This window comes from Providencia sp. M-27 (assembly GCF_011077905.1).
Lineage (GTDB): Bacteria > Pseudomonadota > Gammaproteobacteria > Enterobacterales > Enterobacteriaceae > Providencia > Providencia huaxiensis.
This window is the reverse complement of sequence record NZ_JAALBT010000018.1, coordinates 14,228-31,450: the sequence shown is the minus strand read 5'-3', so window position 1 is coordinate 31,450 and position 17,223 is coordinate 14,228. Positions and strand designations below refer to the sequence as shown.

The following is a 17,223-nucleotide window of genomic DNA, read 5'->3' as shown; positions in this document are numbered from 1 at the left end:
TTTGAATCGGTTTAAACAGATTTTAAACGGGCTTTAAAGCCCCTTTAAGGGTGAGTCATGGCAAATTCCAACGATTTAGAGCTGAGTTTAAAAATCCAATCGGATTTTAAAGCCGCGAAAGCGGATATTAAGCAGCTCGAAGAAGCCTTACAGGCGACCAGTGACCAAAGTGCCGCCCGTATTGCAAAAGAAATTGCAGACTCACAAGCCCTGACAGCCGCTCAATCAGAAGCGTTTAATCGCCACCATAAGAGCACCAAAACCAAAGAAGAAATTGAAGCCGAAGCCGCTGAAGCGACCGCCAAGCATGAAAAAGAGGTGCAAAAGCTTGCGGCGGGCTTGAATAAGCTCCTTGAAACCATCGACCCTACGCTCAAAGGGTTAAATAGCCTCGATGAGATGGAGTCTAAGCTTGCTGCCTCTCATAAGGCGGGGCTTATTGATGAAGAAACCTATCGCGATAACCTCAAGCGCATTATGGCGCAACGTGATGCGCTCGGTAAGATTTCCGATGGCGCGGCAGGTTTTAAAGCCGTTGACCAAAGCGCCAAACAAGCAGGCCGTACCATTGATGAAACAGGCAATAAAACGAATGGCCTTGCGGAGCAATTTAACCGCTTAAAAAACACTGCGATTGCGATCACGGGTATTTCCTTTGGGGCAAGCTTTATTCGCGGTCTGGCACAAACGGCCGATGAATACAGTAACCTCAATGCCCGTATCAAATTGGTAACTTCCTCTAATGAGCAAGCCAGACTCACCTTCCAATCGGTCATTCGTTTGTCGAATGAAAGTAGCCAAAGCATTGCCTCAACCACCGAGCTTTACACGCGCTTAGCCCGCGCCATGAAGGATTCAGCCAGCCAATCAGAGCTACTTCAGGTCACCAGTACCATCAATAAAGCGGCAGTGGTATCGGGGGCGACCACACAAGAGGCGTCGGGTGCCATTATCCAATTAAGTCAAGCCTTAGCCTCTGGCGTTCTACGCGGCCAAGAGTTTAACTCCGTGGCTGAACAGATGCCCCGCATCATGGAAATGTTACAAAAATCATTGGGTAAAACCCAAGGCGAATTACGCAAAATGGCTGAGCAAGGGTTATTAACCTCGTCGGTGGTCTTTAAAGCCTTGAAAGATGGTGCCTCCGAAATTGATGCTGAATTTGCACAAATGCCGTTGACCATTTCCCGTGCAACGGCACAACTGGCGAATGGTTGGGTGGAGTTCGTGGGCGGCACCAATGATGCTTTGGGTGTCACGAAATTGTTTGCCTCGGTGATTTCGGGACTTGCTGGTAATTTATCCACCTTAGCCACGGCCGCGGTGGCAGTTTCCGTGGTGATTGCGGGCCGTAAAGTCGCCGCGCTATTAAGTGCAGCCCAAGCGGCACGCGTTGAACGCCTTGAAACGGTGTTATTAGCGGAAGCCGAAATGGCGCAATCAAAAGCCGCCGTGGCTGCCGCACAAGCCGAACTTGCCCGCGTTAATGCTAGCCGTAAGTCTAATATCCCCCAACGTGTGCAGGCTGAACAGGCACTGACCGCCGCATTAAATCAACAAGCTATCGCCGAAAAGAATCTTGCCGCGGCAAAATTGGGCGCGCCAAACCTTCAACAAGGGCTACTAGGCCGTATGGGCAGTGGTTTAATGGGGGTGCTTGGTGGCCCAATGGGTATTGCCATCACAGGTGTTACTTTAGCCGTGGGCGGGTTAACCAGTGCGTATGCTGCCGCACAAGAGCAAGAACGCGCTTTGGAGCAACAGCACCGCCAAACGATCCAAACGCTTGACGACCAAACCCATAAAACTTATGCGCTTATCGATGCGCAAGGTAAGTTACGTCAAGGTGTCTCAACAGGGGATGCACTCTCGCAGCAAAAGAGCAACGCCAACGCCCTCTCAGAGGATGTGAAATCCTTGCAAAAGCTGCAAGGGGAAGCCGCTAACCTCAAAGCACAAATTGACACACTCATGACCTTACCCACGGACAGTGCAGGTATTGCGCTGCCGCCATTGTTGGAAAAATGGAAAGCCGTTAATCAACAAATTGAAGAGCTTCAGCCGAAGTATGAGCAATTAAACGACGCCCAAGTCAAGTTGTCGGATGAATTGGATAATCGCCAATTGCGTATTTTGGACTCCCTGAATGAAAAAGGGATCACCTATCGCGAAGTCTTAGACAATATGTTTGCTCAGGGGCCAATGCCAGGCACCAACTACATGACTGAGTTGGATAAATTATCCCTCGATACTGAGCAATCCTTGGTGAAGTTATCGGCTGAGATGGACGCCTTACAACCTAAACTGGAGAAGGATTTAGCCAATGCGACGTATACCGCGGCTCAGCAACTGGAGCTTTTGCGCGACAAGATTATTCAGGCTGCTTCAGCGGCTGGACGTACCGAGGAAATCGACGGGTTACGGGAGCGTTTCGAGAAGCTCATTGATTTACAACATAAGATTGACAAAGCGAATGAGGATAAACGTTCTGCGTCATCCGCAGCACGTCAAGCGGAGTCGGCAGCCAAGGCGACAGAAAGCTACGTTAAGGGGCTGGAAAAGCAAGCAGCCACGATGGGCAAAACGCAAGCGCAAGTGCGCGCGTATGAATTGGCCGAACGTGGGCTAAGGGGCGCCTTACTGCAACGGGCACAAGCCGCCCTTGCGGTGATTGCCGCCGAAGAGCGTAAGCAAGTGACCGATGCGAACGCGGCGAAAAATGCGCAGCTTCAGGCGCAATTTATGCAAGCCAGTGGTGATGAACTCGGTGCAACGTTGTTAACGCTTCGAACCAGTACCAATGCTTTGCGTAAAGAGTTTACCCAAACAGGCAATGCGGAAGGGTTAGCCTGGTTAGATAAGTTACTCCCTGCGCAGGAAGCGAAAGCCCGCGCGGATGCGCTCAAGGCTGAAATTGACCGCATTCAACAACTGCGCAATCAACAAGAAAGTCGTATCCAAACGCAAGTCGATGTGGGACTGATTTCTGAGTTGAACGGCCGTCGTCAATTGGTTGAACTGCATCAACAAGTCGGCCAGCAATTACAGCAACATTTACCCCTCATGCACGAGATGGCGCAGTTACCAGGTGAAACAGGCCATCAAATGCAAGCCATGCTGGCTGAGCTGGAGAATGAATTGCTTGTCTTGCAATCTACCACGGATGAGTTAGTTAGTGCGTTTAAGGATGGCTTCCAAGATGGGGTTGAAAACACCCTCAATGGTTTGGCTAACGGCACATTGGCGCTGAGTGATGCGGTGCTGAACTTGGGTAAAAGTGTGGTGAGTGCCATGGCACAAGTCGCGTCGCGTAATCTGGCATCGATGGCCATGGAAGGCCTTGGCGGACTTTTTAGCAGTAGTGCAGATACCGCCGCCAAAACCGCCTCGGACACCGCAGGCGCGGGCATGTACGCCACCTCAATCACCACCGCATCCACCACAGGTGCGACAATGTATGCGACTGCTTTTACCGCAGGCACGACTGCCCTAACGACCGCATTAACCGCTTCATTTGCCGCTGGCGCGACGGCGTTGGCAACGGCCATTGGCACCGCCAGTGCCGCAGGTGGCGCTTCAAGTGCCTTTAGTGCTGGCCTAAAAGGGTTAGGAATGGGCTTTGCAGAAGGCGGTCATGTCACTGGCCCTGGTACAAAAACCTCCGACAGTATTTTGACACGATTGTCCGATGGGGAATTTGTGATCAAGGCGGCAGCCGTTGATAAATGGGGATTAAGTTTTCTTCATGCCATTAATCAAGGCGTCTTGCCAGGCTTTGCGGATGGCGGCCTGGTGTCTGCCCCGCGCTTTAATGCGCCTAAATTGCCATCACCGTTGGCGCTACCTGAGACACAAAGCACGGGTGCATCCCCCGTTAATCTGCAACAAAAACTCATCCTTGATCCGAATGAGGTATTGAGTTCAGCCATGAATAGCGTGGCGGGTGAGCGCACGTTTATGACGTTTGTCACCAGTCATAAAGAAACCTTACGCCAAGCCTTGGGGGTAGATTAATGAACCCATTATGGATGTATTCACCTGATTGGTCAGAGCGTGTAACCGAAACGCTCTCTTGGAAAACGGATGTGCATATTTCGCCTACGGGTGCCGAGCAGCGCGTGGCAAGGCGCATGACGCCCCGTCGCCAGTTTGAGTTTTCCGTGTTAGTCGGTGATGTGGCGCGTCAACAGCTTGAAAATCAACTCGCCATGCACGGCGCAGGCGTTTGGTCACTGCCGTTATTTACGGAAGGCGCATTACTGCAAAACGATTTAGCGGTCGGGCAAACGGTGATTGCGTACCCTCACGCTGATGTATTGTTAGCGGGTATCAGTCACCTTTATCTGGTGCAACATGAGCAAGTGGCACTATTACCGATTATCGCGTTGTCGGCGGATACAGTTACCGTTTCCGCGTTAAATCAAGTCTGGTACGCGGGTGCGGTAATATATCCCGTTGCGTTAGCCATGCTGACCGACATGCCGCCTATCACGCGCTTTACGGATTCACTTTCACGGCTGCAATGCCGTTTCCGATTGCAGCAAGCCAACCCGTTCTCGGCATCGATGCCACCAGTAAGTTATCGCGGTTTTCCTGTATGGGATTTTCCTGCCGATTGGCAAGAAGACCGTAAAGCCGAGTACCAACGCCAATTGTTAGAACTGGATAACGGCTACGGCTTGCCATTTCGGACGGATACGGCCAAACGCGCATTTTACCTTCAGCACCATCAATGGCTCTTGGCGGGTATCGAAAATCAAGTGCTATTGCGTCAGCGCTTAATGGCGTTACGAGGTCGTCAGCGTGCGGTGTGGGTCTCGCATCAAACCGACGACTTAACGACTATTGCGGTGAACGGGCATCAACTCTCGGTCATCAACACGGGGTTATCGCTTATTCAATATCAACAGGGTCGCCGCGATTTAGCGGTGCAGCTCGTTGACGGCTCATTGATTTATGGTCGCATAGTGAACATGCAGCAAATCGGTGAGTTTGAGCAGCTTCAGCTTGATGTGGCATTGCCAGCTATCGAGTACATCCAATGCATCAGCTTTATGACCTTATGCCGCCAAAACACGGATGACATAACGATTACGTATCACAGTGGCCGTGATGGTGTGGCTGAGGTTTCAACCGTTTTTAGAGGAGTTCGTGATGAGTTGGAATAAGCATGAATATTCAACCGCCAATGGCTTGCCTGTCTCCTTGTATGCCTTTATGCGCAATGATGCCAAAGGCTTTTACTACACCAATGCCGACCAAGCCATTGAGCTGGATGGCAAAACGTGGTTGCCATTGGCCATCAGTGATAACGGCATTCGTACAGGTGAAGGCGGTAGCCTTGAAGTGACAGTCCCGTCAGTGTCGGAGGTGGCGCAATTGTTCCGTGGTGTACCGCCATCCAGCCCCCTGAGAGTGCTTATTCACCGTTGGCATGTCGAAGATGACACGGGCGAGTTTCGCACCGTGTGGCTTGGCACCATCAAAGAAGTTAAACGCCAAAGCGCTGACCAAACCAAACTCATTACCGCGAGCGTCGGCAGTACCTTTACCCGTAGCGGTTTACGCCTGACCTATGGTCGTGCCTGTCCGTATGCGCTGTATGACCATCATTGCCGCGTTAATCCGCTCACCGTGATGGCGCCTTCCGTGCCGATTGTGTCCCTCGATGGTGCCACTATCACGGTTGCGTTCCCTGGCTCATTTGCCGAGGGCTATTTTAGCGGAGGTTACATCGAATGGGACGATGACGGTTACACCGAACGCCGTGGCCTGCGCGTTCATAGCGGAAACCAGTTGTCCTTGTTTGGTGGCACTGATCGCCTTGCCGTTGGTATGAAAGTCAATCTGTTCCCAGGCTGTGACCGCACCATTCAGACGTGTAATGACAAATTCAATAACACACTGAACTATGGCGGCCAACCGCACATGCCAGGGAAATCCCCTTACGAAATTATGAAGTTATTTTAAGGAGAATCCTATGTGGTGGACGGTAGCAAAATATGTGGCGGTGATTGTGGCCTCGTATTTTTTAAGCACAGTCATGGCCCCCAAACAACGTTCGTCAAAACCTGAAGCGGCTTCTTCAGAAGATTGGGATTACCCACAACCGAAAGAAGGTACGCCGCAATGTGTGTTTTTTGGGGATTGCTGGACAGATGACTGGTTTGTTTTGGCGTATGGCAATTACGACTATGAAGCTATTCGTAAGTAGAGGTGTGTAATGAAAATAACCATGAATGATATTCGCCGTGGCGGTGGTTGTGCTTTGGGGTTGAGAGCATTTTTCAAGCGTTACAACCTCGATTTTGATGCCTTTATTCGCGATAAATTTATTGATTCTGAAACCTTACGCGGTACGGGGGATGCCTTGGCTATTTATATTATTGAACAGGCTGAAGCACGCCAAGGAGAGATTGATGGGTAGCGGCGGTAAAGGTGGTGGCAGCAAAAAACAAACCGTTGGGTATACCTATTATTGGGATATTCAAGCGGGTTTGGGGCGTGGGCCAGTCGATGAGATTGTGGCGATTTCGGCTGACAAGAAAACCGTGTTTGCAGGCACCCAAGGCCAAATCAGTGAAAGCACCTCGGTCTATATCGATAAGCCAAATCTCTTTGGGGGTACAGATACAGGCGGTGAAGGCGGCATTCGCGGCACGCTTGAAGTGATGATGGGCGAGCCTGACCAAACGCCTACAGAGCGCTTACGCAAATTATTGACAGGTTTGGTGCCTGGTTTTCGTGGCCTTGTGACTACCTTATTTTCAGGGATGGTGAGCAGCTATGCCGCGTCACCCAAACCGTGGTCATACCGTGTGCGTCGTGGGCTTAAGGGGTGGGATGGTGAGGTTTGGTATCCCGAAAAAGCTTTTATTATGTTGTCGAATCCTGAAGGCCAACTGGATGATGAAGCCAGTCTAACCCCTGAGCAAATCCAAAATCTACGCACCATTTATGCGTATAACGCGGCACATATTTTGGTGGAGTGCGCCACCAATCGTGATTGGGGGCGTGGTCTATCACTGGATGATTTAAACCTCGACAGCTACCGCAAAGCGGCAGATACCTTACACCGTGAAGGCTTTGGTTTGTGCTTGCGTTACAACCGTCAAACCAGTTTAGATAATTTCGTGCAGCAAATATTAGATCATATTGGCGCAGCCCAATACGGGGATTTAAACACGGGTAAATTGGTGTTAAGGCTACTTCGTGATGATTACAATGTCGATGAGTTACCTTTGTTTACTTATGACAACGGCATTATTGCCGTACAAGACGATGACAGCACCAGCAGTGATGCGGCACCCAATGAACTCGTCATCACTTACCACGACCCTGTGACCCATACCGATGGCGAGGTGCACGCCCAAAATTTGGGGGCAATTCAGTCGGTGGGGTTAATCTCCAGTAGTACAGAATACATGGGTATTCCGACGCATGAACTGGCCGCACGAGCCGCACAACGTGACCTCGAAGTGAGTGCTTCAGGGTTAACCCGTTTAATTTTAGAGTTTGATCGTCGTGGTGGTGTGTTAGCGCCTGCGTCGGTGTTTCGTGTGCATTTGCCTGACCGCAACATCGATAACATGGTGTTGCGTGTGGGGTCGATTGAAGAGCGTGATAACGGCAGCTTAAAAATCAAAGCGGTGCAAGATGTGTTTGGCTTACCTGCCACCTCATACAGTAGTGGCGGCCAAGGTAGTACGTGGGTGCCACCCGATAGCGCAGCGCAACCCATTACCGATAGTCACGCTTTTGAAGTGCCTTATGTGTTATTGGCGCGTCAATTATCGGCCGCGGATTTGGATTATCTTCATGCCGCATCAAGCTACTTATCAGTGATGGCCACCAAACCCAATAACATGGCCATTAGCTACTTATTGCAAACCCAAAGTGACGGCATGGAGTGGCAGACCGTCAGTGAGCCTGATTGGACACCTAGCGGCATTTTACGTCAAGCGGTGAATGCGCTCGATACCCAACTCTTGATTGAATCTAATTTAGTGCCAACGGTTGGCAGCCCTGCGTGGTTGGGTGATGAGCTTATCCGCATTGATGCGGTGGATGAAGGAAATAAAACCCTGATTGTCGGGCGCGGCTGTGGTGACACGCTCCCTGTTCATCACAATGGCGGAACGGTATTACGTTTCTTGTCTGAAGGGATTGAAGGCAGTACGCAAGAGTATTTGGAAAGCGAATCCCTCAATTGGCGCTTGCTCACCAAAACTACCATCGAAACCTTAAAGCCTGAATTGGCCCAAATCTCTTCACTCACCTTTACAGGCCGTCAGTCTCGCCCGTATTTGCCTGGGCGCATTGCCATTAATGACCAACGTTATCCCGTGACCGTCGCGAAAGCCGATGAATACGCGATGACGTGGGCGCACCGTGACCGCTTATTACAAGTTGACCGACTCATTGATTGTTTGATGGACGATATCGGCCCCGAGCCAGGTACACAGTATCACCTCACGTTAACGGCACCAGGGGAGGCAGAGCCAGTCTGGACGTTGGTATTAACCGATAACCAGGTGGTTTTGCCTTATGACACCAAAACCACCTCACGCCCTGCGCAGGCTCACTATTTGCAGCTTTGGTCAGAATGCAACGGCCGCCGTTCGCGGGAGACCTTTACCACGTTAATGCCTGTCGGGCTAATTGTCATTGAACCTGAAATCCCTGAAGAACCGAGTGAAGCGGAGGTGACTGATGTCTGATTACTTCTACGGTCAAGGTAAAGTGTCACTGGCGGTTCGCCAGCATGGTAAGCCGCTCAATTTACGGTGGGTCGGCGACGTTGACCAGCTCACGGTCTCTTTTGCGAGTCGCTCGCAGATGAAACAGCACGCACAGCAAGGCATTGTGCATAACACCCAAAAGCACATTACACACCAATCGTGCCAAGTGAGTGCAAACTTTTTCACGTTTTCACCTGAGAATATCGCACTTGCTGTATTTGGTCGGTCTTTATCTCCCAAGGCTCACGCCACAAAAGAAACACTCCCAATGGGTGTGGTTGCGGGAGGTCGTTACGCACTACTGCAAGTGAACGTATGGGATGTGGTGATACCTGGTTTGGTTGACGGTGTTGACTATCGTATCAATACGGTTTTTGGGGCGCTCGATATCTTAAAAACCCCGATTACACAGCCCATTACCGTGCATTACAAATATGCGGGTAATGACACCGTGCCATTTCTAACCAATAAGCCATTAGAGCTAATGTTACGTTATGAAGCCATTAACTTGGCTGAAGAAATGTCACCCGTATTGGTCGAACTGTACCGATTGCAATTTGATGTCACGGATGCGTTAGAGCTGATTAATAACGCGACAACCCTCAGCAGCTTTGAACTCAATGCGGATGTGCTACTCGATACTACTCGGCCTGCAAATGACTTGTTTGGGCAATATGGCCGCTACGTCATTAGTCGCCCAATCACCCATTCATCACAAGGCGAATTGTCGCCAATGATTACCACTGGTGCCGTAGGCGGCACAATTACGACGGTTTACCCGAGGGATGCATCATGACACCTTTTTATACGATACTCACAAACTACGGTAAAACCGCCCTAGCAGAGGCCTTGGCTGCACAGCAACCGTTAAAAATCCCATATATGGCCGTGGGGGATGGCGCGGGGGAATATTACGACCCAACCGAAACGCAAACGAACCTTCGCAACGAGCAGTGGCGAGGTGACTTGAATGACTTGCGTACGGATGAAGAGCTTCAGGGGCAAGTGATTGCAGAAGCGATTATTCCGCACGGGATTGATGGGGATTGGACAGCGCGAGAAATTGGATTGTTTGATGGCAAAGGCGGTCTGGTTGCAGTGGGCAAATACCCTGAAACCTATGTTCCCTCGGCACTTTCAGGGGCGAGAAGCCAAATCTATATCAATATTGTCATCAAAATTGATAACGTGGCCGCCGTTGAGCTCATTGTTGATCATGGACAAGTCCTAGCTAATAAGCTATTTGTGCAAAACTTTTTTGATAAACTTCAGGTGGGCGATGGCTCAATGATTGGGCTACCTGTCGGCACACTAAGAGATGCTATTGATTGGGTCACGCCTCGGATGTTTGGCGCTGAGTCTTATTTTGACTTATATGACGGACAGGCTTCATCATCTAAAGCACTTCAAGACGCTATTAATTATGCGTACGAAAATGGTAAAACGGTTACTTTGGGTGTGGGTGAAAAGTTATTTTTGGATGCCCCGATTAGATTTAAAGGGAAAGTGTTTAATCTTAATGGTGGGATATTAGAAGTGTCTCCAAGCTACGCAGGGAATGTGGTTGAGCTTGGCAGTGATGACCCTGCATTGTGGGGTGCGACAGATGGATACTTCGGTAACTTCACAATACAGACAACAAAAGAAGATGACCGAACTGCAACAAGAGCAGAAAAGGAAGGTCAGTACACAGGATTATATTATGACACGACGTATCGACCTGTGTTTAATGTGCAGCCGTCTGGTATCCACATTAACAGGCCGAAAATTGGTATCCGTTGGGCTGGATCTAATGTTGATTTAAACGGATGGTCTACATCTTTAATACATAGCGGGTGCTCAATACTTGGTTTTGAAATTGCTATTCAAGTTGATAAAACGGCTGGCATTGTTGGTGAAAACATATTCAATGACTTGATGCTATATAATCAAAGAACCACTCCGAATGCTAAAGTGTTCAAGCTGGAAAAAGGCACGTCGTTAATATTAAACAACCCTATTTTTTGGAACGATGGCGCTGAAACATTCGACATGTTTGATATTACGTCACTGTCCCCAATGGCAATGGTGAGTATTAACGGTGGCTACTTCGAGAGTGACGCAAGTACGTTTGTTCACCCGCAGGTGGCGATTAATGGCAACCTAAAAGTGACAACAAAATCTGGTGGGGGTGATGCAACGAAAGCCGTTATTTTCCAGCCCAATATCACAGGGGCGCAGGTTAATAACTTAATCTCATGCGAGCCTGATAAATGGATTGTTGTGTCTGGTGGTGTTTCTGGCATTAGCTCTTACTATCAATCTAGACCGATGTATGCACTGGCATCAAACACAACGCTCAGGTTTGATGTTGGTGATGAAGGCTGCTTTAAAGGGCTTAGTAATTTAACATTCAGCTGTTGGATGAATGATACCCAGTACAGTAAGAGTTATCTTGGGATTCAAGTTACGTATAGCGATGGGACTCAAGATAACTTCTCATCAGCGTATGTATTTGGTAACGGTAAAAATCATTTGGCTGGTGTAAGAGTTGCTCCGAAGGGTTTAGCTAAAGACAAGATACCGACTCGGATGTTTGTGACAATCAACACAACAAGCAATACGTGCAAAGTTGGTATTCCTGTTCTTAGCACATCTTCTAATATGCCACTTTACAATGTGCCTTTAGATGGTGCGTTATCTGTTTATAAATGGAATCTACTTGAAAGTGGCAACCCCAAGCCGAGTGTAAGAAATGGGTATTTCCATAAAACTGCTAATACCACAGCAACAAAATACACTGATTTTACAGGGGCCTTTGCCAACCAAAAGATATTTATCAAAGTTGCTGATTCAAATACAAGTATCGACCTATCAAATCTAGGAAATTTAAGGGGCAACACGCCTACGGGCACAATTGTCGCATCTTATAAATTAAACGTGGGTGATGTAATAAAAGCTGAAAAGGATTTAGATAGCCGCTGGTATTGTACGATTATTCGCGGTTCGGATTTGTAAGGACGAAGTATATTCGCTTTAATTAATATTAAAAAGCGAAGATGGATGCTTTTTCTGCTCAGCGCTTCATGGGTTAATCAGTAGTGATCAATTTTGCATAGTGCAAAATCAGCAATTTAACCGAGTCTATATAATGCGGAATTGATTACTTATTTATGCAAAATATTTCGCCGCGCTACATAAAGGGGCGAAAAAAGTTTACGGTATTGAGCTTTCAAGTAACATGATAGAACAAGCCAAAAAGCTGACCCATACTGATGATATTGAGTATATTCATGCGTCAATGACTGATCCTATGACATTCGTTGAACATTTTGACTTTATTATTTCCTCTCTTGCAATCCACTATATCGAAAACTTTAATCAGCTTGCAAGCGAGGTCTATTCTCACCTCAAAGAGGGCGGGAAATTTATATTTTCGGTTGAACATCCAATGTGTACGGCTCATGCATCTTCATTTATGAAAAATGAGTCTGGTGAGTTTATCTGTATGCCTGTCGATAATTATCAGGATGAATCTATACGTCATACCTCATGGTTTGTTGATAACGTCATTAAATATCACCGAACTGTCGAAAGTTATATTATGGGGTTACTCAACGCAGGATTTGTTATCGATGCACTTAAAGAGCCCAAAGTCATTAATGAAGCCCTATTGGCAAAACCAGAAGCTGAAATTTTTAATCGCTATTCACCTTTTTTAATTATTAGCGCACACCGCTAGCACATTCTTAACAATGGGTAAAATGTTGCACCTTTGCTATCTCGGTGATTGCGTTATACTCGTCGCGGGCAAAAAATAAGAAATGTCGCGTTTTGAATGGATATGCCCCAACAACAGGACATATCCACCAAAAAAAAATAAAAGTTAACTCAAAGGGTTACGTTGTTTATCCACCTCTTCGATTAAGCGATTAACGTGCTGACTGGCAAACATCTCTTCTAAAGTATTCGTGAGCTTACGGCGCCAGTTAGGGTATTCATAACTGGTTCCGGGGATATTTACGGGCTCCTTTATTCCTAACCAATCTTCCGGTTGTAACCCCAATAATGCACTGCTTGAGCCCGCGACAAAACGATGTAATTGCTCGACAAGATCTTGTGATACTTCATCTGCCGATAAATGCCCGTTCGCAAGTGGATTATCCGTGTTTCTCGACCTTAACGCGGTTAACAAGCCCTGTTTTACCGCCTCGCGATCCTGTCTTAGGTGAGCTAACATGTTGGCATCGGGATAAAGACCTAATTGCTCACCCAATACAAAGTCATGCCCTTCCCAATATCCTTTTAGTGTTGCCATATCATGTGTCGATATGACAGCCATCGCTTGCTCCGCCCACATTTCAGGAGGTCGGGCTTGACGTTGGTCGTCATGCTCAAACCACAACACTTTGTATGAAAACACACCATAGTCATGCAGTTTACTGACGATTTCCTCAGGGACGATACCAAGATCTTCGCCAATAACCATGCACTTCATACGCTGACTTTCTAATGCCAAGATAGCCAGAAGATCATCCACGGGATAACGCACATAGGCGCCACGCGCTGCGCTTTCTCCTTCGGGCACCCACCAAAGACGTAATAATGACATCACATGATCAATACGCAATGCCCCGCAATTTTCCATATTTGCACGTATTAAGTCGATAAAAGGCGCATAAGCACGTTCTACTAAGGTGTATGGGTTAAAAGGCGCCACTCCCCAATTTTGCCCTAGCGGCCCTAAGATATCAGGCGGAGCACCAGTAGAGGCTTGAGTACAATATAACTTGCTGTCGAACCACGTCTCAGCCCCTCCTTGGGTAACACCAACGGCTAAATCTCGGTATAAACCTATTGGCATATTGGCATCACGGCAACGTTGCCAACAGTCAGAAAATTGCTGCCATGCCAACCATTGCAACCACGACCAAAATGCGATTTCATCTTGATGTTCTGTGCAAAATTGTTTTACTGATGGAGAGTCTGCATGGCGATACTCCTCAGGCCAAACAGGCCATCCCCAATAAGCTTCGTTTTGCGCCATCAAGGTCGCATGTAGTGCATCAAAGGCGGCTTGCCAATATAAACTCTCACCACGTTCATCGACAAACTGTTCAAAAGCTAAACGTAATGAGTCTGCTTTCTCTCGTAATGAAAATTGTTGCCAAGCAAAGGTTAATGCCGTTAGTTTTAATTCAGTAACCGTCGAATAGTCAACAAGATCACTCGTTCTAGCGGAGTGTAAACGAGCCTGCGTTTCCGCTAAATCCCACCAGCGCTTTCCTTGCTCACTTAATTGAAAGTCAGCAACCGAATCCACATCAATATAGATAATATTGAGCCAACTACGTGAAGATGGGCTGTATGGGCTGGCACTTTCTGGGTTTGCTGGAAATAATGAGTGAATGGGGTTTAAGCCCACAAAGCTACCGCCTCGAGTCGCTATTTCCCCGACTAAATGCTGAAGATCACCAAAGTCACCAATCCCCCAATTACGGTTTGATCGTAATGTATAGAGCTGAATATTCGCGCCCCACAGCTTTTTGCCCTTCTCAATTTCAGCCGGTATATAACAACGCTTTGGTGCCACAATCACCGTACAATGCCATTGCTTTTCTTGCTGCTTAAGGAGCAAACTGTGGTAACCCACAGTAAGATTTGCAGGCAACACTAGCGGATGCCCAGCCAACACATTTCCTTGGTGTTGGCATTGCTGATTTTCCGTTTCAAACACCCATTGAAACTCGCCACTCCCTTGAATGGCGATACTGATTTCATCATTCTCACGAATGACTTTTACGGTTGGCAAAGGCAGACTTTGTTGTTTTAAATGGGGGGCCTCCCCCCCCATAGCATCAAACAACTTTTGCTGGATATCTAATTCAATATCCTGCAACTGACCATAGGCATTAATATAGTTTGCAGCGATGTCTGGCGAGAGCCTTTCAACATTCTTTCTTTCACACTGCATATTCTCTCCTATGCCTCACGCTTTGCTTGCCAAATACGCGCTTGATAATCAGCAATGGTACGGTCTGAACTGAACATGCCGCAGCGTGCTGTATTTAAGATGGCTGTTCGTGTCCATGCATCTTGATCTTGATATAACGTTGCCGCTTTTTGTTGTGCATCAACGTAGCTCGCAAAATCAGCCATCAATAAATAAGGGTCTCCGCCTTCTTTGCCCAGACTCTGTACCAACTGTGCAAAGGCTTGCGTATCACCGTCACTGTAGGTGCCATCTTCTAATTCAGTGAGAACCGCATCCAGTACAGGATTATTTTTACGCCATGTGAGTGGGTCATACCCGTTCGCTTTCAGTTGCTTAACTTCATCAACAGTCAGTCCAAAAATAAATATATTTTCTGCGCCCACTTGTTCTGCAATTTCCACCGTTGCACCATCCAGTGTTCCCATCGTCAATGCCCCATTTAACGCTAACTTCATATTACCCGTTCCTGAAGCTTCTTTGCCCGCCGTTGAGATTTGTTCAGAAATATCCGCTGCTGGGATAAGTTTTTCGGCAACAGAAACACAGTAATCAGGTAAAAAGACGACTTTAAGTTGATCCCCCACAATTGGGTCATTGTTTATCGCTTCAGCAACTTTATTGATGGCATAAATAATATTCTTAGCCAAATAATAGCCAGGTGCCGCTTTAGCGCCAAACAAGAATACGCGAGGTACGCGTGGTGTTGTTGGGTTCTCACGAATATCTTTATACAGAGCAAGTATATGTAATAAATTAAGGTGCTGACGCTTATACTCATGCAACCGCTTGATTTGAATATCAAACATGGCTTGCGGATTGATCACGATACCTGTACGCGCTTTGACAAACTCTGCTAATCGTTGCTTATTACGTTGCTTAATTGCACGGTATTTTTGCTGGAATTGGCGGTCGTCAACATGTTCTTCCAAGACGTTGATCGCTTCAAGGTCATTAGCCCATTCATGCTTAACCGTCTCATCAATTAACGCTGCTAACTCAGGGTTACACTGTTTAATCCAACGACGTGGTGTGACGCCATTGGTGATGTTCAGAAATTTCTCAGGCCATAACTGATTATATTCAGGGAATAAATCTGTCGTGATTAACTTAGAGTGCAACGCGGCAACACCATTAATCGCGAAGCAAGATACGACGCACAAGTTTGCCATGCGTACCTGCCCTTCATAAACCACAGCAACTTTAGGCCAAACCGTCTGGTCAGTTGGCCATTTTTGTTCGACCAATTTTTTAAACCGCTGATTAATTTCATGAATGATCTGCATATGACGAGGTAACAACGGCTGCATAATGCTTTCATCCCAGCACTCAAGCCCTTCTTGCAACAGAGTGTGATTAGTATAAGCAAATGTTTGGCTCGTGATTTTCCATGCGGTATCCCAATCGAGCAGGTGTTCATCCAGCAATACACGCATCATTTCAGGAATAGCAATCGTTGGGTGCGTATCATTCAATTGAATCACTTCGTATTCAGGTAATGACGCTATCGCTCTGCCTTCACGATGGTGACGGCGTAAAATATCCGCAACAGAGCAAGCACATTGAAAATATTGCTGCATTAAACGTAATTGTTTTCCTGCTAAGTGATTGTCATTTGGGTATAAAACTTGGGTCAGTTTCTGCGCGTCTACCCCTGTTTTTTCTGCCTCTAAAAAGTGTCCTTCATTGAATAATTCGAAATTAAATGGTTGAGCATGTGACGCTTGCCATAAACGTAAAGGCTGCGTTTCATTATTCAAATAACCGACAACCGGTAAATCCCACGCTTCACCCTGTATGATAAAAGCAGGTTCCCAACGTGAAACATGACCATCTTGTGTGACGTTGCCACCAATACCTACTTGTACATTTAACTCAGCATTATGTCTAAACCATGGATAGCTATCACGCTGCCAATTATCAGGGGCTTCCACTTGCTTACCATCCACAAATGACTGTTTAAACAAGCCATATTGATAATTCAAGCCGTAACCAATCGCAGGTTGACCAACAGTGACCATTGAGTCTAAGAAGCAAGCTGCAAGCCGCCCTAATCCGCCATTCCCTAATGCCGGATCAACTTCTTCTTCAAGTAAATCACTTAACTCAATATGGTATTCTTTTAATATATCTGCAATTTCCTGGTACCAACCTAGGTTTAACAAGTTATTTCCTGTTAAGCGCCCAATCAGAAACTCCATTGAAATATAATTCACATGACGAAGTGTGGAGGATGTGGATTTTTTAGGATTCGCTGCCAATAACTCAGCAACAGCATGACTAATTGCCTGCCACCATTGGTGGGAAGTCATTTCCTGTTCTGACTCCAGCCCTAAAAATTGCCATTGACGTTTTAGTGCTGCCTGAAATTGTGTTTTGTTGAAGGTAAGATGCGACATAAATAACCAGACCTCATTATTAGTAAGAATGTATTGGCCTAGTATGCAGAGCGCTTTAACCCCCTTCCTCATCCCAGACAAAATTCTATCGGGAGTAGGTAGGAGGAGGAGA

The 17,223-nt window shown here is 47.2% G+C and carries 11 protein-coding genes; 9 read left to right on the top strand and 2 right to left on the bottom strand.

The features are described 5' to 3' along the window. Positions 1-57 precede the first annotated feature (57 nt). The 9 genes from G6Q48_RS18675 (at position 58) to G6Q48_RS18635 (ending at position 12,462) form a co-directional block, all read left to right on the top strand. A complete protein-coding gene (locus G6Q48_RS18675) occupies positions 58-4,014 on the top strand; it encodes a tape measure protein (RefSeq protein WP_166267963.1) in 3,957 nt (1,318 codons plus the stop codon). Further along, positions 4,014-5,168, top strand: a complete 1,155-nt coding sequence (locus G6Q48_RS18670) for a hypothetical protein (RefSeq protein ID WP_166267961.1) — start codon at positions 4,014-4,016, stop codon at positions 5,166-5,168. Before G6Q48_RS18675 ends, G6Q48_RS18670 begins: the two co-directional genes overlap by 1 nt. Then, positions 5,155-5,970 (top strand): phage BR0599 family protein, encoded by an 816-nt coding sequence (locus G6Q48_RS18665; protein WP_166267959.1) that lies wholly within the window; start codon positions 5,155-5,157, stop codon positions 5,968-5,970. The genes G6Q48_RS18670 and G6Q48_RS18665 overlap by 14 nt, the downstream gene beginning before the upstream one ends. Before the next feature lie 10 nt (positions 5,971-5,980). After that, entirely contained in the window at positions 5,981-6,214 is a 234-nt protein-coding gene (locus tag G6Q48_RS18660; protein WP_166267957.1) for a hypothetical protein, read from the top strand. Positions 6,215-6,223: 9 nt separating this feature from the next. Continuing rightward, on the top strand, positions 6,224-6,427 hold the full coding sequence (locus G6Q48_RS18655; RefSeq protein ID WP_166267955.1) for a hypothetical protein: 204 nt from the start codon (positions 6,224-6,226) through the stop codon (positions 6,425-6,427). Next, positions 6,420-8,720 carry a phage tail protein gene (locus G6Q48_RS18650; RefSeq protein WP_166267953.1) on the top strand — a complete coding sequence of 767 codons (2,301 nt, stop codon included), beginning with the start codon at positions 6,420-6,422 and terminating at the stop codon, positions 8,718-8,720. Before G6Q48_RS18655 ends, G6Q48_RS18650 begins: the two co-directional genes overlap by 8 nt. Beyond that, the gene (locus tag G6Q48_RS18645; RefSeq protein WP_166267951.1) at positions 8,713-9,537 is read left to right on the top strand and encodes a hypothetical protein; all 825 of its coding nucleotides are present in this window, start codon (positions 8,713-8,715) and stop codon (positions 9,535-9,537) included. Before G6Q48_RS18650 ends, G6Q48_RS18645 begins: the two co-directional genes overlap by 8 nt. Beyond that, positions 9,534-11,738: a phage tail protein gene (locus tag G6Q48_RS18640; RefSeq protein ID WP_166267948.1), complete on the top strand. Its 2,205-nt coding sequence runs from the start codon at positions 9,534-9,536 to the stop codon at positions 11,736-11,738. Before G6Q48_RS18645 ends, G6Q48_RS18640 begins: the two co-directional genes overlap by 4 nt. A 151-nt stretch (positions 11,739-11,889) precedes the next feature. Beyond that, entirely contained in the window at positions 11,890-12,462 is a 573-nt protein-coding gene (locus tag G6Q48_RS18635; protein WP_166268042.1) for a methyltransferase domain-containing protein, read from the top strand. A gap of 144 nt (positions 12,463-12,606) precedes the next feature. On the opposite strand, the gene malQ is transcribed toward G6Q48_RS18635, so the two are convergent. Both malQ and malP read right to left on the bottom strand, forming a co-directional pair. Next, positions 12,607-14,694, bottom strand: coding sequence for a 4-alpha-glucanotransferase (malQ, locus tag G6Q48_RS18630; RefSeq protein WP_094963189.1), 2,088 nt, complete (start codon positions 14,692-14,694; stop codon positions 12,607-12,609). Positions 14,695-14,702: 8 nt separating this feature from the next. Next, positions 14,703-17,111 (bottom strand): maltodextrin phosphorylase, encoded by a 2,409-nt coding sequence (gene malP / locus G6Q48_RS18625; RefSeq protein WP_094963190.1) that lies wholly within the window; start codon positions 17,109-17,111, stop codon positions 14,703-14,705. Positions 17,112-17,223 lie beyond the last annotated feature (112 nt).